This is a genomic window from Ralstonia sp. SA306 (genome assembly GCF_054792405.1).
The window spans coordinates 1,867,950-1,892,033 of sequence record NZ_CP096452.1 but is presented as its reverse complement, the minus strand read 5'-3'; the positions used below and the strand labels follow the sequence as shown (position 1 = coordinate 1,892,033).

18 protein-coding genes are annotated in these 24,084 nt (G+C 56.8%); 9 read left to right on the top strand and 9 right to left on the bottom strand.

Annotation, left to right across the window (positions count from 1 at the left end):
- Positions 1–165: 165 nt before the first annotated feature.
- Complete coding sequence (locus tag M1D44_RS24955; protein ID WP_439004763.1) at positions 166–1,320, bottom strand: hypothetical protein; 1,155 nt, start codon at positions 1,318–1,320, stop codon at positions 166–168.
- A gap of 312 nt (positions 1,321–1,632) precedes the next feature.
- On the opposite strand from M1D44_RS24955, the gene M1D44_RS24950 reads away from it, so the two are divergent.
- The gene (locus M1D44_RS24950; RefSeq protein WP_439004762.1) at positions 1,633–2,646 is read left to right on the top strand and encodes an FRG domain-containing protein; all 1,014 of its coding nucleotides are present in this window, start codon (positions 1,633–1,635) and stop codon (positions 2,644–2,646) included.
- A gap of 140 nt (positions 2,647–2,786) precedes the next feature.
- Positions 2,787–3,989, top strand: a complete 1,203-nt coding sequence (locus M1D44_RS24945; protein ID WP_439004761.1) for a HEPN-associated N-terminal domain-containing protein — start codon at positions 2,787–2,789, stop codon at positions 3,987–3,989.
- A gap of 1,105 nt (positions 3,990–5,094) precedes the next feature.
- Here M1D44_RS24945 and M1D44_RS24940 read toward each other — a convergent pair.
- The 7 genes from M1D44_RS24940 to M1D44_RS24910 all read right to left on the bottom strand — a co-directional run bounded on the left by M1D44_RS24940 (position 5,095) and on the right by M1D44_RS24910 (position 17,693).
- Positions 5,095–5,577 carry a hypothetical protein gene (locus M1D44_RS24940; protein WP_439013827.1) on the bottom strand — a complete coding sequence of 161 codons (483 nt, stop codon included), beginning with the start codon at positions 5,575–5,577 and terminating at the stop codon, positions 5,095–5,097.
- 367 nt (positions 5,578–5,944) lie between these two features.
- On the bottom strand, positions 5,945–10,528 hold the full coding sequence (locus M1D44_RS24935) for an AAA family ATPase (RefSeq protein ID WP_439004759.1): 4,584 nt from the start codon (positions 10,526–10,528) through the stop codon (positions 5,945–5,947).
- Positions 10,529–10,700: 172 nt separating this feature from the next.
- Positions 10,701–11,414: an Nmad2 family putative nucleotide modification protein gene (locus tag M1D44_RS24930; RefSeq protein WP_439004758.1), complete on the bottom strand. Its 714-nt coding sequence runs from the start codon at positions 11,412–11,414 to the stop codon at positions 10,701–10,703.
- A gap of 119 nt (positions 11,415–11,533) precedes the next feature.
- Positions 11,534–13,276, bottom strand: a complete 1,743-nt coding sequence (locus M1D44_RS24925; protein WP_439004757.1) for a GmrSD restriction endonuclease domain-containing protein — start codon at positions 13,274–13,276, stop codon at positions 11,534–11,536.
- A gap of 206 nt (positions 13,277–13,482) precedes the next feature.
- Positions 13,483–14,289, bottom strand: a complete 807-nt coding sequence (locus M1D44_RS24920) for a hypothetical protein (protein ID WP_439004756.1) — start codon at positions 14,287–14,289, stop codon at positions 13,483–13,485.
- A 12-nt stretch (positions 14,290–14,301) separates the two neighbouring features.
- Positions 14,302–16,542: a ThiF family adenylyltransferase gene (locus M1D44_RS24915; RefSeq protein ID WP_439004755.1), complete on the bottom strand. Its 2,241-nt coding sequence runs from the start codon at positions 16,540–16,542 to the stop codon at positions 14,302–14,304.
- The gene (locus M1D44_RS24910) at positions 16,539–17,693 is read right to left on the bottom strand and encodes a ComEC/Rec2 family competence protein (RefSeq protein WP_439004754.1); all 1,155 of its coding nucleotides are present in this window, start codon (positions 17,691–17,693) and stop codon (positions 16,539–16,541) included. Before M1D44_RS24910 ends, M1D44_RS24915 begins: the two co-directional genes overlap by 4 nt.
- 241 nt (positions 17,694–17,934) lie before the next feature.
- Between M1D44_RS24910 and M1D44_RS24905 the strand changes: the two genes are divergently transcribed.
- Both M1D44_RS24905 and M1D44_RS24900 read left to right on the top strand, forming a co-directional pair.
- Positions 17,935–18,258 (top strand): helix-turn-helix domain-containing protein, encoded by a 324-nt coding sequence (locus M1D44_RS24905; RefSeq protein WP_439004753.1) that lies wholly within the window; start codon positions 17,935–17,937, stop codon positions 18,256–18,258.
- Positions 18,259–18,261: 3 nt separating this feature from the next.
- On the top strand, positions 18,262–19,122 hold the full coding sequence (locus M1D44_RS24900) for an ImmA/IrrE family metallo-endopeptidase (protein ID WP_439004752.1): 861 nt from the start codon (positions 18,262–18,264) through the stop codon (positions 19,120–19,122).
- Positions 19,123–19,192: 70 nt separating this feature from the next.
- Here the strand turns inward: M1D44_RS24900 and M1D44_RS24895 are convergent, their stop codons facing one another.
- A complete protein-coding gene (locus M1D44_RS24895) occupies positions 19,193–19,483 on the bottom strand; it encodes an H-NS histone family protein (RefSeq protein WP_439004751.1) in 291 nt (96 codons plus the stop codon).
- Between the two features lie 363 nt (positions 19,484–19,846).
- Here M1D44_RS24895 and M1D44_RS24890 point away from each other — a divergent pair, with 363 nt between their 5' ends.
- The 5 genes from M1D44_RS24890 (at position 19,847) to M1D44_RS24870 (ending at position 24,070) form a co-directional block, all read left to right on the top strand.
- On the top strand, positions 19,847–21,580 hold the full coding sequence (locus M1D44_RS24890) for an ATP-dependent nuclease (RefSeq protein WP_439004750.1): 1,734 nt from the start codon (positions 19,847–19,849) through the stop codon (positions 21,578–21,580).
- Positions 21,510–22,985 carry a UvrD-helicase domain-containing protein gene (locus M1D44_RS24885; protein ID WP_439004749.1) on the top strand — a complete coding sequence of 492 codons (1,476 nt, stop codon included), beginning with the start codon at positions 21,510–21,512 and terminating at the stop codon, positions 22,983–22,985. Before M1D44_RS24890 ends, M1D44_RS24885 begins: the two co-directional genes overlap by 71 nt.
- 84 nt (positions 22,986–23,069) lie before the next feature.
- The gene (locus tag M1D44_RS24880) at positions 23,070–23,267 is read left to right on the top strand and encodes a hypothetical protein (protein ID WP_439004748.1); all 198 of its coding nucleotides are present in this window, start codon (positions 23,070–23,072) and stop codon (positions 23,265–23,267) included.
- Entirely contained in the window at positions 23,264–23,569 is a 306-nt protein-coding gene (locus M1D44_RS24875) for a hypothetical protein (protein WP_439004747.1), read from the top strand. Before M1D44_RS24880 ends, M1D44_RS24875 begins: the two co-directional genes overlap by 4 nt.
- A 225-nt stretch (positions 23,570–23,794) precedes the next feature.
- Positions 23,795–24,070: a hypothetical protein gene (locus M1D44_RS24870; RefSeq protein WP_439004746.1), complete on the top strand. Its 276-nt coding sequence runs from the start codon at positions 23,795–23,797 to the stop codon at positions 24,068–24,070.
- Positions 24,071–24,084: the final 14 nt, after the last annotated feature.

Here is a 24,084-nt window from a genome sequence, read left to right as displayed (position 1 = left end):
AACTGCGGCTGCCGGAATTCCCCGGCGTTTCCACAGGAGAGCTTCATGTCTATCACCTATGCAGAACCGCAGAACCCCCTCTGGCCTAGCAGGACAGGCAATCCATCGGGCGGCGGTCGCGGCAATAACCCACCAAAAGGTAAGTGACCCTTGAGCCGTCGGCCCCTAACGGGTCTCGGTTTCCGGTGCGGGGGCGGCCCATTCAGTCAAGCTCGCACCGTTCTTTCGGTGGAACTCTAGCCAGTCCGGATAGCGCTTTGCTACCCAGCTTTCAAAGTCTGGCTGCTCGAACGGGTAGGCTGGCCAAGGCCAAAGTTTCGCTGCATGCGCCGTCCCAGCGAGTTCGCGAGCGGCCTTCACAAATAGATGAGCATAGTAGCCGAGCAGGTGTACATGCTTGGTGCACCAGTACTGCGAATACAGAAGCTCGTCTTGATGGTCCAGGTCATACGCGCCTAGCAGCGCTTGGAGAGTTCCGAAATCAGGGATGTGCTTCCCAGCACTCCAGCGATTGAGAGTCCATATGTCCACGCCGGAGCTGCGAGGTTCCTCATCAAGGACCTGCCTAATGGACCGCTTGCCCAGCCGCCGCTGCAGCTCATCATAGTAGAGGCTCGTCGGGTTGCGGCCGGCTCGCGCGTGCGAAGGCAACAAGCAACCGAGGACAGAATCTTGAGGGCCAGCACCGCTTGCTAGGTCAATGTCCCACGCCGCGATGCTGCCAAGATGCGCTTCCAGCGACATGGCGACCAGGAGCGGATGTAGTTCTTGCAGACTTGATGCCTTTAGGAAGGCTTCGTAGGCCTCGGGCCAAAGAAGGCGGCTTGCCAGCGGATGAGTGGCAACGTAGTCCACTGCGCCGGCGATGTCGCTCGATTTGACTTTGCGAAGTGCGGCCACCCCAGCGCGCTCCATGGCCATGAGATAGAAGTGATGATGCTTCCAGTCTTCGGGGCCCGTGCCCATGCCGAGGAAGAGCGCCTCGAAAGCTGTCTGGCGTTCCAGCTTAGCCTGCGCTTCGGCACCACCTGCCAACGCTAGCGCGTAGTCCGTCATGCTGTGGTTCGGGATGTGGTGAATGAGGTCTGCCAATAACTTGGCACCTTGCTCCGGCTTCCCCGGCCGCTCAAGGTAGCGGGTCATGCGCTTATGCAGCGCTCCAAGTCCCCGCTTTTCGAACTCCGACCGAACCGAGAAGCCGCTGAGCTTCAGATAGACATCAGGTGCAAACGCAAACAACCCGACCCGAGCAAGCGGTTGAGGGCGCCCTTCGAACGGGTAATGAAAATCAACTTCGGAATTCTTTGGCGAGGTATTCATTCGTTCTGAGAGGGCAGTCGACCTTCATATTGGCGCCGGAGCGATACCTTCACTGAGTATTGGCGAATTCTACGAGCCCCCCTTTGGTGGGGAGAGGGTGACTCCTCGCAGAATCACCTCTCTGCGATATCCTGTTGCAATCGTTGGCAATATCCGAGCGGCATTACGCGAGCATGGTACGAGATGCGCAAAAAAATCAGAGGGTCGCTGAGCCCTTGATTCGCGACGCAAGTGTTGCTCAACAACAGCGCTCTAGCTATGCAAATGGTGGAGTGCAGAGCAACAGATTCTTGACTTCATCTATTTTCTATCATGCCAAATCCGACGCTTATCAAGGTTACTTCGTTTGCTGAGTATGTCTCGACGATATCCGAGATAAATGCTGTCGAAAGCGATTCAGCTTGGTTCAGGGGGCATTCATCTGCCACTTACAGACTTGTTCCCAGTGCCCTGAGAGACTCAGTGCCGTTGACAAGTGCATATGGAGCGAAACTGCGGGGTAATGAGATTCTGCGTGCAACGGGGTACACCGTAACCGGCACTAGCCCAGAGAGGATGCTTGACGATTTCAAGCGTAGGGCACTCCCCTTCCTAGAGTACAGCCCGAAGAATGACTTCGAGTGGCTATTCCTCATGCAACACCACGGCGCTCCGACACGTCTGCTGGACTGGACGACTAATGCCCTCGTTGCACTCTATTTTGCTGTCTCGTCACTTCGAGCCAACTCCATCGCTCCAACACCGGATGACCCGGTCGATGATGAGAGTGCGGAGCTCAACGAGTTTGATGAAAATTCGGTGGCCATCTTCGCGATGAATCCGAACAAGGTCAACAGCGAAATGCATGAGAACATCCACGAGGTGGTTGACATTGCGCACGACTTCGACCGATGGAAGCCCTACAGCCGGCCAACTCAACTGGCATCCGAGCATTTCGACACATATCCTCCACTCTGCATTACTGCACCACAACTCTCTCCCCGCATTCGGGCACAGTCGGGCTTGTTCTCAATTCACGGCACGAACATTGAGCCTCTCGACCATTACACCGTCATTCGCCCACTTCTAACAAAAATTCTCATCCCGTTTGAGAGCGCGATAGTCATACAGAAGGAACTTCGTCAATTTGGAATTTCCGAGTCGTTCATCTATCCGGGGCTTGATAGCGTAGCGAAAGACGTCAAGGCAGATGAAGAGCGTCGTTATGCATGGGAGCGAAAAGATTACCTCGACAAACTCGATGCAGAGTCAATGAACTCGGAAACAGCTTCCCGTATCAAAAAGAAAAAATCTTCAGGTAAGCGAAAGAAGAGCAAATCCCAGTAGTTTGTGGCACATATGGTCCGATGCCGCGTCGCTTGCGGCCTGTCGCTTCGACGAGCCAGTTTTCGGGCTTGAAAAGAATTTGGGCGTGAGGCTTTCCGTGGCTATAAGACTTTGAGTGCATCAATACGATTGGAGACAATGTGGGACGCGCAAAATCGGAATGGCTGGAGTCCACTGAGCGTGGATGGGCGGAGTGTGACAAGCTGGTCTGTGCGGAATGTGTGGCAGATGCTTATCTCAAGGATGTAATTGCAAGCGACGTTTCTGGCAATGCTTGTGACTATTGCGGATGCACGGCGTCGGACCCAGTTGCCGCCCCGGTACGATGTATCCAAGAGGAAGTGGCAAATGCTGTCGACTTCTTCTACTGTGAACCCGCTGCGGCCGGGGTCCCGTATGACAGCGGGGAGGGTGGATGGCTCATTGAGCCTGTGTCGACGACGGAGGTTCTGCTATCGCTGGGCCTCTACTGTCATGCAGATTTGTTCGATGACATTGATGGCGCGTTTCTAACCACTGCTTGGGTTCCTTCTTCGCAAGGTCATTGGGCATCGTCACACGCCCATGAACTGCTGTACGCCGCTTGGAAGGAATTCACAGAGATTGTCAAACACCACACTCGATACTTTTTCTCGCTGTCGAGGGCGGAAGATAATGTTGTCCAGCAGCAGCCGGACCCGGCAGAGCTGCTGGCCCGCATAGGCGACTATGTCAAGAAATTGGCGCTGTGCAAACACCTGGAGATGGGGTCGTCTCTCTATCGAGCGCGCGTGTGGGCCGACCAACATGTCCTTCCAGATGCAGCATCTATCGGTGCTCCGCCACCCGACAAAGCTGCTGCAGGGCGTATGAATCCCGCCGGCATTGCTTATCTCTATCTTGCTACGGAGCCCCAAACCGCATTTGCGGAAACGCTATCGCGGCCACCTTGCATTGGAGCAGTCGGAAGGTTTAAGGCTTGTCGCGATTTGCGTGTACTAGACTTGGCGGCATTGCCAAAGAAGCCATCAATCTTTGATAGCGGTCATCGCGATGAATGGACTGAATTGACCTTTCTCGAGGGCTTTGTTGGTGCAATCACCATCCCAATCGCGAAGGATGGTCGAGAGCATGTCAACTATGTTCCCTCCCAAGTCGTGTCGGAATACTTCGCAAAAGTTTTCCGTGATGCCGATGGTGCGCAACTCGACGGCATCATTTATCCAAGTACCGTGAGGCCATCTGGGCAGAATGTTGTCCTGTTTCCGAATGACTGGGGAGAATTTGGCGAAAAAGTACTCTTCGAGTCCGGGTGGACAAGTAGCATCGAGGATTGGCCGGCTCTACAGGCTGAACTAAATTGACCGTTTGTTTGGGATGCGAAGGGGCGCAGCGGTTGCTACCTGTTGGGGCGCATTCTTCATCACTGGGATGCGCAGAGCGTAAGCCTGCGCCGTCGCTATACAAGACCAGCCAGCTTCGCGCGGGGCTACTTCGTCAGACAGGCGTCCTCGTCCGCAGACTCTCGCGTGCCTCGCGCAGAGCGCGGCGCAGTTCCTTCGTGTCGACCTCAAGGTCCGTGAACACCGCCTTCGTGCTATCGCGCATGTGTATCTCGCGTGCGCCATTTTTCACGGTACCGTACTTTAGCTGCAGTGGTTCCAACTTCTCGAGATGCGTTGATGGCGAGCGCTTGCCGTACAGGGCGGTGTCTTGCTTTATGATTTCGGCGATGTAGCACAAGACGCCATCGGGCTATTTATCTAGACTAAACCGCTCGGCCGCGTCCGCCCACATTGAGGCTTGTGCGCGAGCCTCGCTGTAGATGATTTCGGCAGCCTTCCGCAGCGACACACGCCCGCCCCAGCGCAGAAACCAGAGACTCTCTAGCTTGCGACCGTAACCAGCGGGCCAGCGTATCCAGCGGACGAAGGCTACGAGAATGAATACCCCTGCTACGCTCCAGCAGAGCAGGGCTCAAACTTGGCTATGTATGTCGCCGAGCGTTAGTGCCGTGCCGGCCAAGAACATCAAGACGGCTTGTATGGCTGGATTCGCGAGCATGCCTAGCTTCTCGTCATCCTCAACGAGTAGCAGTCTGTGCTTCGTACTGTGCATCCCAAAACCCATTGTCTAGGCCGTCATGCGCGTACCGAGTCTCGCGGCCGCAGGCGCCGCGCCATCTATAGATGGCCGGCACCCGGCATGCATAGCCGCTCGATGGAATCGCCCAAAGAAAGGCGCGGTGTCGTTATGCTGACGCGCGACAAGTGGGACGCGTGGCTATCGTGCAGGGACCCAGAAGTCGCGCGTACCTTCTTGTCACTGTACCCAGCGGAGCTTATGGACGCGGCGCCGGCACCGGCCAACCGCAAAGTACCTAAGAAGCCGAATCCGCCGCCCGAGAGTGGCGACTTGTTCTGAGCTCCAGTTGGCCAGCCTGTCTACCGTGAGGTGAGAACAACAGAGCTATACGTTCTTCGAGGCGAGCCATGAATTCACAAGGCTCCACAAATAGGCATTTGCCTCATCCAAAGACATCGGATGAGGAGGCGGCAGTTCCGTCTCTTCGCCATGGCGAGCGGAGTCGCCTGCCACAGCTACAGAGTTAGCTGAGCGTTTGAAGCGCTCCACATCCTTAGCCGAACCCCAGCCCGTCTCCTTCAGTTGGCGCTTGCCCCCTACATCCGCCTCGATGACCTCGTATAGCCGGTACAGACCGGACCATGTGTTGTAGTCGGAAGCCGCAAGCAGCCTCATTGCTTTTGCAACAGCGGGACTCGCGGAAGCTAGTTGCGAGATACTCGTTACCTTGGATGGTTTGGGCGGGGTGGCCACTACATTCCCATTGCCATCTGCAACGTTGAATTCACCTAGTTCGCAGCGAGCACGCACTCCATCTGAGAGGAACAAGAAAATATCTCGCCCATCAGCACCGTTCTCCTTAAACACAGCTCCCGTGCTCAACGCCTCAGGCGAGTCGCGTGCAATTCTTAGTACGCCTGACAAAATACGTAGCTCCTCCCTCGCGACCTCCAGCACTTCGTTTGCGTGACTGCAAGTAGCGAAAGCCACAGACTCGTATACGAAGCCGGGGCCTTGTGCATCCTTAATGACTCTCTGTACAGGCGACGAGAGATGCCGAGCAAGGTGCTCCAAGTCAGAAGCGCCCCCTTGAATCTGGACTTGCCAGTGATTAGTTGTCATGCTTGTTCGGTCTGCGATTCACCAGCAACTGTTTGGAATTGGGTGCGGCTCAGTGGTGCACCGGAATATTTGATTGGAGATAACCGCAAACGGCAAGTGGAGAAGGACACGCTCAATCGCGCTCATGCGCCTTCAAAATTTCGTCAGTGCCATACATCCCGTGTTCGAGCATCAAGTCTATGACGTCGAGTATCCTCTTGCGTAGTGCCGGGGAGTGCTCCGTGGCGGCGTACTCATTCTTCAAGAGCTCTTGAAGATGGTGTAGGTCTGACGCTCGTCGATACGGTTCTCCAGAAGCAGCAACAGCGCTCACCAGCTTCTCGGCAGCACTTATGACGACATCACTGACATCGCACGTAGCATGGCCCAGCGCGGAGAAGAACGCAGACATCTGTTCATCGAAGGCTAGAGAGCCGATGAACTGTTTGCAAAGGGGAATGGCTCCTGCGAAGTTGTCGGCCGGTATGCTCCTGAATACCTCCTTTGCTTTGGCCCGCACCCGTTTGTTGGGGTCGTTGAAGTATTGAGGGATGCATGTCAGAGCGCGCTTGGTCAAGCCGCCGTCTACGACTGCGGATGCGGCGCAATCTGCGGCGAGCTGTCTAAACTCGTCCGAACTCGCAATCAGTTCGTCCGCAGCTTTGATATAGCCGTCTTCGTAGAAGCTGGCACAGATTACTTGCCAAGCTCCTATTCCCCGCAGAACCTCATCTGTCGACGCTAGAAGGTGTTCAACTAGTCGGCCTGCGGCGCCAGGCACGTGATAAAGCAAATAGGAAAGGAGCCGAACTCCTATGCGTGAACTCAATACAAGCAGGTTGCGTCCCACTGCATCGGAGGCGTGCGTGACCGACGCCTCGAGCAACTCTGCACAAGCCTCCTTGTTGTCGGCCAGCATAGGCATTAGCACTTCGACGAAAGTGCATCGGACCTCCAGTTCTGGCTCGTCCAAGACTCTGCGTTGTATGAGCTCCCACGCATGAGGTTTTCGGTGCGGCAATTGCCATAAAACTCGCGCGAGCGCAGAGATTGCGGAGCCGCGCTGACCACCCAATCCGCGCATGTGCAATTCGTCCCCGCGCGAGATTAGTTGTTCTATTGAGTACGGTTGTCCGGAGCTTTGATTCGAGGCCCCAGTGTTGCGTTGTTGATGTGTGCCGAATTCAACGTACCAACACAAGGCGTCGAAAACTGCATCATCTTCGGCCACCTTGGGATGCTTACTGATGAGGTGGCAAATTTCTGAACCGAAAGGCCTGCCGGCACGCTGATGCGCAGACAACACAGCTCGGGCGATAGTGCTGTCAATTCCCTCTGCCTCTGCCTCACTCAGGCCTAAGAGGATGTTCCGAAGGTACGAGGCCGGAGCGTCTTCAGGAATCCGTGTAAGAAGCGAAGCGAAGCGTACGGGACTCTGCTTTGTCAACTGAACTAAGTGTGTTGCCAGTTGCTCAGACCCTCCTTCCAATGGGCGCCGTTCCCCTCGACGGTCCTTGTCTGCGTAATCGCGAATAGCCTGCAGCCAATGACCGTCCGACATGCGAGTGATAGCCTGCGGCGGTATGGGCGAGCCGACAAATTTCGCCCCAATTTCCCGAGGAGCAGGTACACGACATCCGGCAAATTTTCGGCGCAGCTCTGCCAACCGGTCTCGGGCTCGTTCTGAAAAGAGCTTTGTGTCAAACGCTTCCCAAATACACCATTCGGCATGCCCAGATATCCCTAGTGACCAGAGCACGCTTCCTCTTGAACGGTAGAGGCCGTCGTCACCGTCGCTACGAATCGACGCTAGCAACTTGCGCGCGTAGCTCAGTTCTGGCCTATAGGCTAGTACTTTTTCCTCTAGTCGCTGACATGCTTCGACCGGCAAGTGAGGTAACGCAGCGCGTGCAGCATCGGCAAACGACTGATGCGCCGCACCGTCCCAGCCGGCATCGAACAAATGTTCTTCTTCGAAGAGCTGCGGCAAATGGTTTGCTAACGCGATTCCGTTAGCGGCAATCGCTTCCAAATGTAGGTGCAGTACCGCTGGATGCGAAGACGGCGTGAGCTGCGAAAGAAACTGTTCCGCTACTGCCGGCTCGCTCTTTGCCAACGACTTGAGCGCTTCCCGAAACGTTGCAAGAAACTTGTCGCTTGTTGAGTACTGGTCACCGACTCTTCTGCAGAGAAACGTCCCGTCATAATTTTCCGCGTCTTGTGCCTGCCTAATCCGCACGACCGTTACAGCAAGTGCTCGTATTGTTGCCTCCACATACGCTTTCGGATGCTCGCTAGCCAACTGCGCTAGGGGCTCCAAGTCCAGTTCAGACTCATCTCGGGAGAACGGATGGCCTTCTTTGTGTGCCTCGAACCAAGCTTCAAAATAGGCTTGGATGATTGGTACCGCCGCTGTAGGACCACTTCGTGCAAGGCACTCCAAGAGAGTAGTCGTGCGTGAGTGGTTCTTGTTCTCCAGCAGAATTTCGGGATGCTCCCGCATGAGCGATTCGCATAGCTGCAATAGCTGACCTGTAATCGGTTGCCCATGCATTAGGGGAAACCAGTCCAATAGGCGCTCGGCCCTTTGGCTGGAGTCACCAGTCCGGCGCCAGCTATCAAGCAACTTCCCCACCTCGTCCGGCCTTTCCGGGGCCACTCTGGATAGCCACCACAGGGTGGTCTCTCGGCGGGATTCGACGGGGCTATTCAGTTGGCCCTCAAGGAAGCCTTCGGTATTTTTTACCAAGTCAAACCAAGCTGGCGTACCTTGAAATGCGGAGCGAGCGAGCAGGGATGGCGATGCGCTGGCGGCATCCATGTTTCGGACGAGCGTGAATTCCGCGAGCGACGGGTCCCGCAATGCGCCCAGCCATTGAGCGACTGCAAGCTTGATGTGATAGCGAACCTTGGGGCTCGTCAGAACGCATTCGAGCTCGGATAGATAGCGGCGTCGGTCATCTTCCCTGAGCGACTCCAGAATCTGCCGAACCTGCGTTCGTCGAAAGAGGTACTGGTCACTGTCGGACAGAAGCAGTTCTACAAGCGTCTGTGGCGACGCTGCAAAGCCTCGAGCGAACAGATAGTCGAAGAAGCTCTCGTGAAATAGATGTACCTTCCCGTTCCGCACCGTGATGAGATTCTCCGATGCGAGAATCTCCGCCGCTGACTCAAAGTCTTGCAGTGTCGATTGCGGAGCCTGCAGTGTCTGCCGGTCGCTCATCCACCTCGCAAGCGCATTGAGTGGCTGCGCGACACTCCACTTGGGTGCACGGTCTCTGTTGGCAATTTGACGAGTCTTCTTCTCCAGCAATCCGGCGAACAGGTCATTTCTGCTGGTGAAAGGGCGCCCATCAGCATGCACCTCGAGAAACACTCCGAGATTTAGCGGCACTTCGAGAAGCTTCTTTTGCCTCAGTGACAGGGAGGCTACATCGATGCCTCGTTGTTGCAGCAGCGGCTCGATTTCAGATTGCCAATCTAGCGGCGAGATTTCGATGCGTCGCACCGATTGCCGGCTGGTTAGTGCCTTCAAGCGGACATCATTCTCTAAGTCAAACGCTCGGCATACACACACAACCTTGACGGTATTGAACCTCTCCGCATCGCTGAGCATGCGCAGGAGCTGCGGTTTGAGTTGCGAGTTTCGGCCCGAAACTTCGCTGATAGCGTCCACCTGGTCAATAATTAGTACGCTCAGAGCTGCCTCGCTTATGCCCTTGAGGATGACGACCGGACTTTCACTACGTTGTGTCAGTCTCCGCCCGATGTCTTCCTTCGTTGCAACTTCGAGGTATTCGTCAACACGGAGGGCGACGTGGGTTATGCCCCGTGTGCTTAGCTCTACCAGCAACTGGTTCACTACGCTCGACTTCCCAGACCCAGCTCCACCGGTTAGCAGAACAGTGTTAGCCCCGTGCGGGTTCTCAAGCTCGTCTAGTAGCAGGCGCACTTCCTTGCGGGGAATCAAATTCTCAGAAGAGACGGGAGGATAGCTATTTACATAGTCTTCGGTAGCTGAACGCAGGTGTTCAGTGAGGGTCGGGTCCAACTGCCAGTGGCGGAGATTTATGCCCGCTTGCGGCAACTCTTCACGGACCATGTCCGTGGTAAGACGTTTGTTGAAACGCTGTTCTAAATAGTCGCGTAGCGCTGCGAAGATTTGCGTTCGATTGAGGCTGATGCACAGGCTACCGAACACCTCGATGGATTCATCGAGCTCATCTTCGGGCTGCACCCGGCAGTGGACACGTTGCAGCCAGAGATACGCAACTTCTTGACTCGTTTTCCAGGCTGCTGATATTTCCTGCAGAGCCTCGGCCAGTTTGCCGGTCAGAAGATGCTGAAAATCCGCGTAATCGTTGGCAGTACGGGCGCGCTCAGTAAGGTCACGCAGAGTGACAGCCGGGTCTTGAGAGACAAAATGACACTGGTCGGTAGCATCTTCCAGACTCAGGCGCTTGCGAAACGCTTCAAGAACCCCGAGATTCTGAAGCCGGTTCGTTGTCCAGTTTCCCAACGTATTGGATATCTTGGCCTGATGCCATTGCTTCTCTGAGCCCTTTACCAACAGGAACTCGTAGCCAGCAAACTCCTCTGCGGGCCCTTCGAAGCACAGCATCGAGGCTTGCCCGAGCACCACTTCAATTAACTTGAGTGCTAGCCATTTAGCCTCGTACCGATTACCTAATTTGTCAGCAATTCCGCCTGGAATCATATTTTTCCCATTGATACGGAGCCGGAGCGCTGCGCGAGTTACGCAGCTACCTTACGCGTAACCTCTTGCTGCATCAGACAGTAGGGGTAGCGAACCCCCATACGCACTCTGCCCCAAGTTGCTTACCGTACCGCTACCATCGCTGTCCACACTGTAAGTGGCAGCGCTATGGTTATTCCGAAGCAGCCTCGAGCTCGTCCAACAACTCGGTGAGCGTCCACTTTAGGCAATGCCGGATTGGCCCTGGACGGCGACGCCGTATCATCGGATGGGTCCATGCGAAGGACAATCGCTCATCCCCCACGAGCATTGCTGGCTGCCGGCCGTTTCCACGAGCATAGTGGACGTCATTGTGCCAACGGGTGTCCGCGTCGTCTTCGCGATGGGCGTGGCCCAGCAAAGGTTTCACGTAAGCGGACGGTGAGAATGGGTCAGCCAGGGTAGATTTGCTGGCCGGTATCATCAAGTCACCCAACGGGTGCCTTGTTGCTGCCTTTGCGTCGACCACAGCGGAGCGGCTTGAGTCACGCAGTGCGTAGACCAATGCCGCCTGCGAGGCATAGGCTTCACCTACACGCATCAGAAACACAAGAGACTGTTGCTTTTGGAAGGCTTTGTCCCAGCTCGTCAGGCCGGCAACCCATACGCCTTTCGTCCACTGCTCAGGTAGCAGCCCGGCGCGCATGCGGTGTTTGCAGGTGCATAGCGTGATAAGGCCACCGTCAAAATTTGGTGCGCTGCCTGTCTGCGCGTACTGGCCACCTCGTGGCCGCACTGAGCGGACGACGTATGCATAGACACGTTCTTCATCGGGAGCGCCGATTTCGGCAATCCTAAGTCGCAGTGCATCAATGTTTTGGTCCAGCGAGTCGGCCGCATGCGCCAAGGGGGCTTCACCTCGCTGGCATACAGGTCGACAGCCCTTGTTCGGTGGCGGCGCTTTTTTGGGCAAGGTGCAGGAACTGACTGTCATATCGATGATTTGCCAACCTCGCCTTCCAGTAGCTATGTAGCAATCGCTTGTTGCAGATTGGCCTTCTTTTCAATGAACTCGTTCATCCGCTTCGCAAGTTCTTCGCGCCGATACTGCAAGAAGTCCCTGTAGCGGTCTGTAGCCCAAAGTTCTCTGTCCGTTGGTACGCACTGACTCGTCAGTGCTTTTTCCCCTCGGTTGGCAACGATTTCTGCCAAGTAGTCAGACGCCTTCTTGTTGCTGATTCGGAGGTTCGTCTGGCCAGTGATGAAAGCCATGTTGGCGATTTCATTTATTTCACCGGTCTCGAAGGTGCCCTTGAGTAAAGACTTAGGGATGATGTGGTGCCACTGAATGAAGTGCAGTCTGCCTTGATGAGTCAGTGACAGCCCGAGGCCGCTATGCCAGTCGTTCGCGCCCGAGTCCTTGAGTGCGAGGTAGGCCAGCGAGAACAGCGGACTGTTGACGCCTCGACCTGCAAGGTCCCCGGCCTCAATATTGAGACGACCGAACTGACTTTTGACGGGCTCCATCAACGCGGTTAGGTCACCAGTACGGAACAGAATCGCGAGGTCCTCGTTTAGCAGGGTCTCAGTCGACCCACGCGAGTATCGACCTCGGGCATTGGCAACCAGCAACCAATGCAGCAACCTACCTTGTTCGATGTCGGTCAGTTTGTTGTTCTTGATGTGACTCACCACGGCCAGCGCGTGGATAAACATCGGTGAGGACAACAACGTTTCGTCTTCAATTCCAGCATTGGCGCGCAGGAAGTTGATGGCAAAACGCAGTCCTTTTTTTGCCAGCTCCCACCCTTCTTGGAGCTGGTCAATCGGCGTGCTGGCCACGCGATGGAACAAACACTGTTGCGTCGCAAATACGACAATAGCACGCACGAGTTGCCCAAGTTCGATGCTGAACCAGCTTTCCTCGCACTCTGCCTGGAACGCTTCGAGTTGCTTCAGAAGATTTGGCCAGCGCGAGGTCATCTGCGCGAGAGCCAAGTCTGAGGACCGCAGCTTTGCCCCCAGAGAGTTGACCCGTACAAAGATTTCCGTGACCTCTTCGTAGCTCATACTGCGCTCAAGCACGTGGACCACGTAGCTGTACTGCTTGATGGAACGCAATTTCTTGAGTCGGTCGGAATACTTCTGGTAGCGCGGGTCTTTGACCGATTCTATTCCCGCATGCTCAAAAATTTCTGCGTCGCCATCGCTGCCAAAAACTTTGGTGACGGATATCCACTGGGGCAGGGACAATAGACTTTTGCTGGCAACGACGAATGTTCGTTGATTGAGTTTTGCCTGCAGAGCCTGGTCGTTCTCTTCAGAATCATCCGCCTCGTCAGGGATATCGTCATCCGATATCACCGGTGATGTCTCATCACTCTCGACCTCAACAACCTCGGTTGGGAGACCGTCTGGATGCTCCAAGTTAAAGAGAATATCGATGGGCTTCTTGCGTCCCCGTACCGTCACTGGCTTGCCCCCGAGCACGGCGGTGAGAGATGTCAGGCGCTGCTGACCATCCAGCAGGAGTTTTCGGCCAGCAAACGCGCTCGAGTCCTGTGCGATAGCGAAATCCCGTGTAGGCACGGGCTCGTCTGTTTCCCACATCAAGATGGAGCCGCTGGGGTAACCTCGATACAGTGAATCGAGCAAATCGCGAACCCGGGTTGCCCGCCATACGTAGTGGCGCTGGATTTCCGGCAGCCGCAGTTCTCCGCGCGTGTACATATCCACCAACGTGCCAATCGAAATGTTCTGCTGTTGCATGTATGAAAACGCTTTTATGGAGGGATTTTGCTTAGCGAACCCGACGGCTATCCACTATATCGATAGAGACCTCTCGGCATTTTGGCGCTCTCGGCGGATGACGTCTCTAGTCCGTACGTGGGGGATGCGAAGATAGTAGGCCTACGCAATTTCTGGAGCATTGCGCAGGCCATTTCGTGATGCAGGCTGTGGCTTACCCGTTTCGGTCACACTGGTTCTTGAGCTGGTCCGGCCGCTTTATTGGTGTCGGCCTCTTTGGGCTTCCGACTGGACCGCTGCACGGCAAGAATGTCGCAGCATCTCAGGAGCTCGCGCGCATAGGTGAATGCTGCATCGCGGGCCATTCTCTCGCCAAAGTAGAACAGCCATACGAGTGCAAGAGCTACGCACAGGACGAGTTGGGTGGCCGTCGCCGGTTCGGCAACGAGTGTGAGCAAGGTTTCGTTTGGGACGAGGTATGCCTTGCGAACAGCCCATAGCGCAGCAAGTACGCAGACGGCCAGCCCAATCCATCGAATACCGTATGCGTTGCGTCGAAAACCATAAGTCGCAAGTTCCGCCGCTAGCAGTCCGAACCGCTTCTTGTCGCGTGTGTTTTGCAACAGCCATTGAAGCGCAGAATCGTAGAGAGCATCTGCGCCCGACGGGTCCGCCGCCTCCTCCGCTGGCGTAGGCAATTGGACCTTCGCTTTTGCCCGGAGGCAGGTGTGGTAGCGCGCCTTTGTATGTGGGTCTATCGTACGGTCGGCATGACGCAGCAGTTGAATGCTGGGTGCGCCCCCCCATTTTGCGAACAACTGTTGCTGCTTCGACCGACCAATGCCTCGGCTCATGTCCACCAGTAGCCACAACATACCAACCGCCACGAGCATTGATGCAAGGCGCCCGATGAGCGCTGCGTTCTCAAAGCTGAAGAGTGCGGCTGACAGCAGTGGAGTTACCGCGAGCAACGCAGGTGCTAGCCGCGCCTTGCGGTCGTACGAGTCGTAGAGAATCTGCCCACCAAAGACCATAATGCTCCCCCGTTAAAACCCATCCCTTACCACCGCCGAGTACCCGTCCGGCCGATGGATAAGCAGGACGACCACGCCGGCGATTGAGCCTTTCAGGCTGTCCGCAGTTGCTATGTCGGTTGGCGATGGCCCTACCGGCATCAGATGGCTATGCCACGTGCCAAGACACCAGAGGACGCCCTGCCCAGACTCGTTGTAGGCCTCAATCCGTTCAGACAGGCCTTCGACGCCCAAGATGAAGGCCATCGCCGAGCGTTTGCTATCGGGGGGTGCCTCGAGAACGTTGACGATGACAATCTCACGTTGCATCGGAGAAATGCGTCCCACGACGACGCCGCCGGTCTCGACCTTCGGATGGATTGCTACATCCGCGCTCATCTTGCGATGAGCACTATCCAAGACACGCACCACCCAGCCGGCGCCGTCTGGGACCCGCGCAACATGTGTCTTTCCGAGGTTGCTGTGTCTCCAGTTGATGGACATCCTGTCGGTACTGACCTGGGCAATCGAGGCCTTTCCGGATTCAGTCAGTCCATCCTGGAAGAGGCGCAAAGCGTTCTGGCCGACGCCGGCGGCAACCAGCGAGATGTTTGCGTCGGTCATCGGCAATGTGATGGAACTGCAGCCCACACCTACGCCAACTACGCCCTCCTGCCCGGTGACGGGGGGCTGCAGTAGCCCATCAGCTCGAAGCTGTTCGAAGGCGTGAGTCATCAGGTCCGTGGTTGTGGGGTTACGGCCTGCACCTTCAAGAGTTACAACTGCCGCACCGCCGAGATTCAGTAGGCACGCCTCCATGACGCGCGCGCGAATCGGCGCATCGGCGAGGAAGTGCCGAACGGAGTGAGCCCCCGTTGTGTTCAACAACACCGAACTCTCGCCTGAGAAGAAGCCGGTGAATTTCTGCTCGTTGAACGGCAGTCGTGTGATGTTTCCCGCGAAGACCTTTGGCTTCCGTCCGTCCGAGAATTCGGCTAGCACGGTCGCCAGCTGTGTAGCCTTGTTAGACCCGAAGCCGAATTGCGGCGGGAAGAGGGCGTGCCGGGCGCCGTTGTGAACGTGGAACTTGTCGTCGTCGACCAGGACGCTTGGTGCATAGCCAGCCCGCGCAACGTGGGTTGCCACCTTGGAACCAAGGCTGCCGCAGCCCACCAACCCAAGCTTGATTTGGGATTCTTTGCTGCCGATGCCAGACGCTTGCCGTAGTAAAGAGGGCGACAACGGCGTAGCAAAGAGTACGGCGGATGCTGGTGTCTGCTCCATCAGGACGGGCCCCTTCTGGGGGCAGATGTTCACGCGGTAGGCGAGCAGTTCGTAGTCCGTTTCCAAACCGATGAGATGAGTCGGCCGTCGAACAGCAAGAGCGATATAGATAGGTACCGGCAGACGAGAGGCGACAGAGCGTGAGACCGTATTGAGGTTTAGGGCGAACCGTGCAAGAGCTTGCTTGCATCCGACCTTCTTCGCCAGCAGCTCCAGGTCGGCATAGCACCTCACACTGTCGGGTTGGTACGCGTCGATAACCGGCGGACCCTCCGCACCATCCGACTCAGGCCAGCAAACTGCAAAAAGCGAGTCAGCCAGGTGGAAGTCCTGATAAGTCCGGAACTTCATGACCTTTGAGAGTTCGCTTGCGGTTATGGGCGTGGCCCCGTTCCTCTTGTTCAACCCAATAGTGTCGGGGGCGTTATCCATCCAGAAAGCGTCTACGCGGTAAATCTTCGCGTTGCCGAACGATGCATCTTCGGTCAGGTCGTCGACGTCGACCTGCAGGCGGTCGACGCAATCATCGCGTCGCATGGGCTCCCAGCCTGGGCCCTTGTCGATGAGCTTGCCCTCAGCAGCATTCTCGAGCCACACGGCCATCTGGTCGTACAGCCGGTACACCCCTTCGTTATGCAGCACTTCAAGCGCGCTGCCATAGATGACGCACGGCGGTACGCGCTCACCCTGCTGGTGGGGGTTGATGTGCGGAAGCGACCTGTTGAAATCCTGGCGGAGCGTCGGAACAGGAGCGCATCGTGGATAGTCAGGCGGGAATTCGTACTCGACCGTTTCCGTGGGGCGAACGCCGGTCGGGCTCTCGCCGTTGGCTCGCCAGGTCGACGCAAGGTTCGTGTCGAAGTCAGCGGTGACAATGGCGCCACCGCCTTCCTGCTCCTTTACCGTGACGTTTGAGACGGACGGATGCCGCCGGAGTTGCCTCACGGCATCCTGCACCGCCTCGCTGAGCTTCAGGTTGCCGCCGCTCATCCGTGCATCAACGGTTGCTTGCCCAGGCCCACGCTGGCGACACTCGCGGCCGAGCCCCCGCTGGTTTTCTTCACCCGCTTCAGACCGCCTTCAGACACTTCAAACGTGAGCGGTTGCTGGTCGTCCTCCGACAGGTACTTCGACGTGTTCCAGAACTCGCCCTTCGCGCCCTTGACGATGGCTTCGTACTCCTCCTTCGCGCGGATGCATGGGGGGTCCACGTCGTCATCCTTAATGACGTTGGAACTCGCAACGATAACCGCACCGGGCAGCGCCTGACTCAGCGCCGAGCGGGCATCAGAACTGACCTTTGCGTCGCGGCGAAGCTCGCTCCAGCTGTCCCAGGAAAGGGTGTGCCACGAACAGTGATGTGGTGTGGACAGCAGGTTGTACTCGAGCTTAGTCGGGTCCGCCTTGTGGCGGTTCCACTGGCGTTCCCAGATGCCAACCTCAGCGTCGCCACCAGACAGGAATTTGACGGCATTCGCGTTGGTGCCGGCACCAATCGTGTAGTTCATGATGACGCTCGATTCGTTCTTGCTCAGTTCCGCGTCTTCGTTTTCATCATTGGCAAGCATGGGCGCGAGCAGCAGGGCGCTAAAGTTGGTCTGCTGTGCACCGCAAATCTGGCGGATAGTCCCCCCTTCCTTCACGAGGATTGCGCCAAGGTCATCCGTCTTGCCGTCCTTGTCCTCACCGAGCACGATGACCCGGTCCCCGTCGGCGCCGATACCACTCTTGCGGAACAGCTCCACGCGGCGCTTGGCCTCGCGGTTCCACGCCTTGGCGTCTTCAGACAACGTATGGTTCACGCTCGCACGACGGAAAACCAGCGGAGACGACCACATCTCGCGGATGACAATCTTCTTTGGCTTGCCGGAGTCGTTGTACTCCGACAGAGGGCCAAGGTGGAATTCCGCCTTGAGACCTCGGCAATGGTCTTGGTCCGGGTGGCTCAGCACCATGACGTCGACGTACGGCCGGCCTTCTTTGTCGGTTTTAAGTACGTCGCGCAAGTCTTTCGCCACATCGCGAGCGCCATCCCCGGGCGTGCGAATGTTGACGTCGATGAGGATGGTGCGGCCGCTCTCCAGCTTGATGAGCGTCATATCGCCGTTGCCAACAGGGTAGAACGTGATTTCCGGAGTCATGCTTATTCCTCTACCTACGCCGCCCACGCGGCTGCTTAGTGGTTATGGAAGCAAGGCCAGACGTCAGCCGCGCGAGTTCGCTTCAGTCCTGCGCGCCCGTTAGTGCCGCCGGGGCATCATGACTAAAAGTTCGGAATAGCGAACTTGGCGTAAACGGTATGCTCTGTTTCCGTCCTTGTCAACGAAAAAGTTCGGAATCGTGGTACTCTACAATCGGAGTTGTTGTGTTCAGGAGTTGGAGATGGCCACCAGACTAGGTACCAAGTTGAAGGTGTTACGAACGGAGAAGGAGCTAACGCTTGAGAAGCTGGCTGAGATGGCTGGGATGAGCAAAAGCTATCTGTGGGAGCTCGAGAATCGAGAGTCCCAAAGACCCTCTGCAGAGAAACTAACTCAGCTTGCTGATGCTCTTGGTGTTTCCGCGAGCTACTTCCTAGAGGAAGATGTTCGGGAACCAGAGGAACGTCATCTGGACGAAGCGTTCTATCGCAACTACCAGAAGCTGGACGTATCTTCCAAGGAACAGCTTCGTAGGATTCTTGAAACTTTCAAGAACAAACCATAGACGATGGCACTGTCCCCGGCGAAGGAAGCAAATAGGCTCTCGCACATTCTGGATACGTTTCACCAGATGCACGGCGGGGCAAGATACCCCGTCGACGTAGAGGCCCTTGCCTTGGAGTGCGCGAGCCTATTCCAACTGCCAGAGCGGGTGGTGCGCGTTCAATCCGCCGAAATTCCCGGGTTCGAAGGGGGGCTGTTCAAAACCGGCGAAGCGGAGTGGTCAATTCTCTATAACGCTTCGCTTTCCTCGGCTGGACGCATTCGCTTCACTCAGGCCCACGAACTTGGGCACTACGTCCTGCATCGCACCAACCAAAACCAGTTCCAGTGCAGTACTCAAGATATGCTTGAGTGGACGAAGGCGGAAAAAGCCATCGAGGGTGAGGCAGACAAATTTGCCGCGTATCTCTTGATGCCGCTTCACGATTTCCGGGCGCAGGTTCAAGGGGATGTCGACCTTCACGTGCTTGGGGCATGCGCCGAGCGGTACGGCGTCTCGCTTACCGCAGCAATCTTGCAGTGGTTGTCGCACACCGAAGAGAAAGCCGTGGTGGTGATGTCGCGCGACGGCTTCATGGACTGGTCGTGCGCTAGCGAGCCCGCCTTTGACGCCGGCGCCTACTTCGCTACAAGAAAGTCGACCATCGAAGTCCCGCCTAACTCGTTGGCGTCCAATGCACAGGTTACGCGTGAGAAGAGCGGGGTGGTGATTCCAGCGAAGACTTGGTTTCCTCACGCCGAAGCTTCGATGCCGGTGCGCGAGATGAAAATCTCGGCCGACCAATACGATTGCACGCTCACGCTGCTCGTCCTGCCGCGCGGGGCCAATGTTTGGCCTCCACGCGACGGATTCTCGAGGAACTAGTCGACCGTGCTGCAGGACGCTACCTTCCTGACAGCGCACGGCATGGCCGACTCAATCCAGCTTATTTAGCTTACTTAATCAGGTAGCGTGCGCGATTCTTGCCCGCAATCCACGCCGGCTCGCGGCCTCGGCCAGACCACGTCGCCCCAGACTTCGGGTCCTCATATTTGGGCGCAACGCCTTTCCCGGGCTTAGGGCCCTTACCGCTTGTCTTGAGTCCAATGTCAGCCGCAGTCAGGCCATACTCATCGATGAGCTGTCGAACACTCTGAATGGCTTGCTGAACTTCACGAGCCCGAAGTTCTTCTATCTGAGCTTCGAGAGCGGCCTTCTCGGCCAGGAGCTGTTTGTATGTCGCCATTTCGATTCCCAGGTTGGATTTCCTAGCTCGGGAGTCTAGATGAACTTCATGACTGTGGCTGCTTTCGAACTGGCGCGGCCCGGTGGCAGGCTAGTGGACAATTCTGTCCGATACTTAATTGGTCCTTCTTCTAACCTAGCTCGCGAGTTGCGGCGCTCCTCTGCTGCATTGCTGGAGATGAGGTCGTACAATCAAAAGTTCACTGACTCGAGAAAGTGCGGGGTCAGGACGGCATTGTTTTGGGCGCGCTGGACGTTTTCATAGGTCGGGCTCTGTCGCATCGAAATACTCCGTGCTTCTCGTGGCCATGAGATGGTCGGCACTTAGGTATGGCTGATAGCAACGTTGAACACCGAGGGGAGCATGGTACGTATTCGAAGAATCGAGATTCGAAACTTCCGCTCAATCCGGTCACTAGACTGGGTTCCATCGCCAGGTATCAATTGCCTCATTGGACCGGGGGACAGCGGCAAGTCCACCATCTTGGATGCCGTTGACCTCTGCCTGGGGGCACGCCGCAACGTAGCGTTCGGTGACACTGATTTTTCTGGGCTCGATGTAACGCGACCAATCGTCATTACTCTGACACTTGGCGCCTTGCCAGACAGCCTCAAGAATTTCGATGCGTATGGTGACTATCTAAGAGGCTTTGACTTGGCCACTGGCCAAGTCGAGGACGAGCCTCGAGTTGGTCTTGAGACGGTACTTACGTTAAGACTTACCGTCGCAAGCGACCTCGAGCCGCTGTGGTCGCTGTTCTCGGAGCGCGCCGCACTCGCCGGTTCGGAGCGAGTGCTTCCTTGGAAGGATAGAGTCGCAGTCGCCCCGGCTCGCATTGGAAGTTACGCGAACACAAATCTCTCATGGACGCGCGGCTCTGTCCTGAACAAGCTTTCCGAAGAGCGCGCGAACCTTGGAGCAGAGCTTGCCCGCGCCGCGCGAGAGGCCAGAGCGAATTTTGGCAACCAAGCAGCCACACCGCTGGCAGAATCGCTCGCGATTGTCACTAGGACGGCAAACTCACTCGGTGTTCCCGTGGGTACGGCAGCACAAGCCCTTCTGGACGCGCATTCCGTCTCCATAGGAGACGGCGCGATAGCACTACACAATTCAATTGGCGTCCCACTACGTTGTCTTGGGACCGGGTCTGCGCGCTTGCTGATTGCAGGGCTACAGCGCGAAGCGGCGGTGGTGGCAACCATCACCTTGATAGATGAGGTTGAGTACGGCCTTGAGCCACATCGCTTGACTCGGCTACTTGACTCACTCGGTGCCAAAAACGAAGCGCAACCGCTACAGGTCTTCATGACCACGCACTCGCCGGTCGCTATTCGCGAGCTCAGTGGACGGCAGGTATTTGTGGTGCGCGCCTCTCCTGATGCTCACAAGGTGCATAACGTAGGCCCCGGCGACGACGTGCAAAGCACGATTCGTGCGGACCCCGAAGCGTTTCTCGCGAAGTCCGTGATTGTGTGCGAAGGAGCAAGTGAGGTCGGGTTCGTCCGTGGGCTAGACCAGTACTGGGTGAGCCAGGGTCATGCGTCGTTTCTGACGTACGGAGGTGCCTACGTCAACGTATCGGGAGGCGACCCCGACAGGTGCTACACCAGAGGTACAGCGCTACGCAGGCTGGGTTATCGCGTTATGGTCTTGGTGGATGCGGACAAGCAGGCAAACGCAGAAGTCGTGAACACGTTCCGGGAGGAGGGCGGGCTCGACATATCTTGGCGCGCAGGACGAGCACTGGAGGATGAGCTATTCCACAGTCTGAGTGATGAGGCTATAACTGCCTTGCTAGGCCAGGCGGTCGATTTCGCGGGCGAGGACCTGGTCAACGCGAATATCCAGAGTCAATCTAACGGGTTGAAAACGCTCACCTTGATATGGGGAGAGAGCCTAACGGACGGTTACACCCCAGAGATTCGGGCGATGCTGGGACTCGCCTCTCGCAAAAGAAATAGCGGTTGGTACAAGTCCGTTACGAGATTTGAGAGTGTCGCCAGGGACGTCGTTGGGCCTCACCTTCATGCAGCAGACGGCACCTTTGCTGCGCTCGTTTGGCAGCTCTTTGGGTGGACCCATGCCCCCGGAGATTGACCTGTTCGCGTTTAATCGCGGCTCAATCACTGCGCCAGCGGGATGCGGCAAAACGCAACTCATTGCGGATACGCTAAGTGTCCATACCGGTCCCAAACCAATTCTCGTACTCACCCACACGAATGCTGGTGTAAGCGCGTTGCACTCGAGATTGCGCCGCGCCCGGGTTCCTAGCGCAGCCTACAGGCTGGCAACGATTGACGGCTTCGCAATCCGGCTCGTAAGCCGATTCCCATCGCGAAGTGGACATGCTCCCGACGTCTTGGCGCTTGCCAATCCCAATCGAGACTATCCGGCGATTCGGCAAGGAGCGCACCGAATCTTGCACGCGGGACATGTCAACGATGTGCTCCGGGCAAGCTACTCACGCCTTGTCGTTGACGAGTACCAAGATTGCAACCTGACACAGCACGCCATAGTCGCGTGGCTGGCTACGACTTTACCGACGTGTGTGCTCGGCGACCCAATGCAAGCAATCTTTGGGTTCCGAGACAATCCACTTGTAAATTGGCAGGCCGACGTACTGCCCCAATTTCCACCGTCGGGCGAGCTCCAGATACCTTGGCGGTGGCGACTTGCTGGAACCGAGCATTTCGGCAATTGGCTGCTACAAACGAGGCATCAGCTCGCTGCGGGCGGCGCGGTTGACCTGCGTGCTGCGCCACCTGAAGTTAACTGGGTGCGCATTAACCCTGCCACAGGCGTACAGCAGCGTCTGATAGCCGCCCGAGTACAAGCACAGGGTCGCCAAAGAAACGTACTAGTCATCGGCGACAGTAGGCGACCCCAGGAGCGGTATCAGCTGGCTAGCCAGATACCTGGAGCAATTGCCGTAGAGCGGGTCGACCTCGATGACCTCACCAGCTTCGCTCGTCGCTACGATGTTGCCGCTCCCGACGCGTTGCAACATCTCGTGGAATTCGCGAGTGGTCTTATGACAGGCGTCGGCGCAACCGATTTCTTGCGGCGTGTGCAGACCATTCGGCAAGGGCGCGCTAGAAATGCTCCAACTGCGGCGGAACTGTCTGCGGTAGCCTTTGTTGACGCGCCATCGTTGAGTGCTGCCCAGGCCGTCTTGAACAGCCTGTCTGAACAGCAAGGCGGACGAGTCTATCGACCGGAAGTTTTACGGTGCTGTGTCGCTGCCATGCAGACGGCGGCAAGTGGGAGTAGCACGTTCCAAGCAGCAGCCGTCCAAATGCGCGAGCAGAATCGGCATGCAGGGCGCCCGTTGGGGGGCAGGTCTGTCGGCAGTACGCTTCTTTTGAAGGGTTTAGAGGCCGACGTTGCGGTTATCTTGTACCCAGAGACAATGAATGCAGCCAATTTATATGTCGCGCTCACGAGAGGAGCGCATAGAGTGGTCGTTTGTTCGGAGACGCCCCTTCTCGTACCGGCACCGTGACTTCCAGTTTCCTCACCCTAACGCACTCAAGCGGTAGTCGTCGCTACCGTTGAACGACCTTTCCGAATAGCAGAGAACTCGAACATGACCTACGTCCTCGCGACAACAGAGACAGTAGTGAGTTGGTACAGCTTCAAGTTCGGCCCAGAGCTAAACCCTGGGGAGTACGAGCTACTGGAGCGCCTGGACCTGCGCAGGGTGCCGCAGTTCGGAGACAAAGAAACAGCAAAGCGCGCCGCGCAAGCCCTTGGTCTCAAAACCTGGATATACGTCCGCATATGACCCACCAAGACTTTTTCTTCATCGAACTTCTCATCGAGAAACTGGACCGAGGTCTTTATGAATGGCGAGCCGAGCCGCGCGGAGGAGGGGTTGTCCTGGAGCAGGGCAACGGTGAGTCCATCGAAGCCTGCCTTCGAGACGCATGGGGCATTCTTGGCGCTGCACACGGAGTGGAGCTGCGGTACGACGGCTACTGCGCAGGGACGTTTACAGGCGCCGAGGTGATTACAAATCCTGCCCTCTATGCCACTAAGGCGAGCGATGTCACGCGGTACTTCAAGGCCGTCGAAGCGAATCGCTAGTTTTGAACGGCGGCATCCGGCTTTCGTACCGGCCGAAGGCAGGTGAGCAACACTTGTTGATGCTTTGCGGTCTTTGCAAGGGAAAGTCCATATAAATCATGGGGTTATGGGCGTGTTGCCGCCGTCAGAGTTCAAATCGAAAAACTGTACCCCGCTCGATGCGTCAATTGCCAACAATGCTCGCAGCAAGGCCAGTGGGGCCTTGCACAGACTAGGAGCATTAGGATGTTCAAAACAATCAACATTGTTTGGGCCGCCGGCAACGAGGGCTATCACGTTGAGCGTGCACTGCGCGACTTTTCCGAGCCCGAGGTTCTGGGCGCTCTGGCCGGGCAGGTGCAGGGGGCCGGTTTGGCCACGAACTACACAGACGCTATGCGCCGTGCGGTGGAAATTGTGGAGTACCACCGCGCTGTCCAAAACGGCGTCACTGTTTGCAAGCAGGCCCACGTGCAATTGCAGCGGCAAGCAGCTGCGCATGCGCACCTGAAGCTCGCCTAGCCCGGAGACGTTCT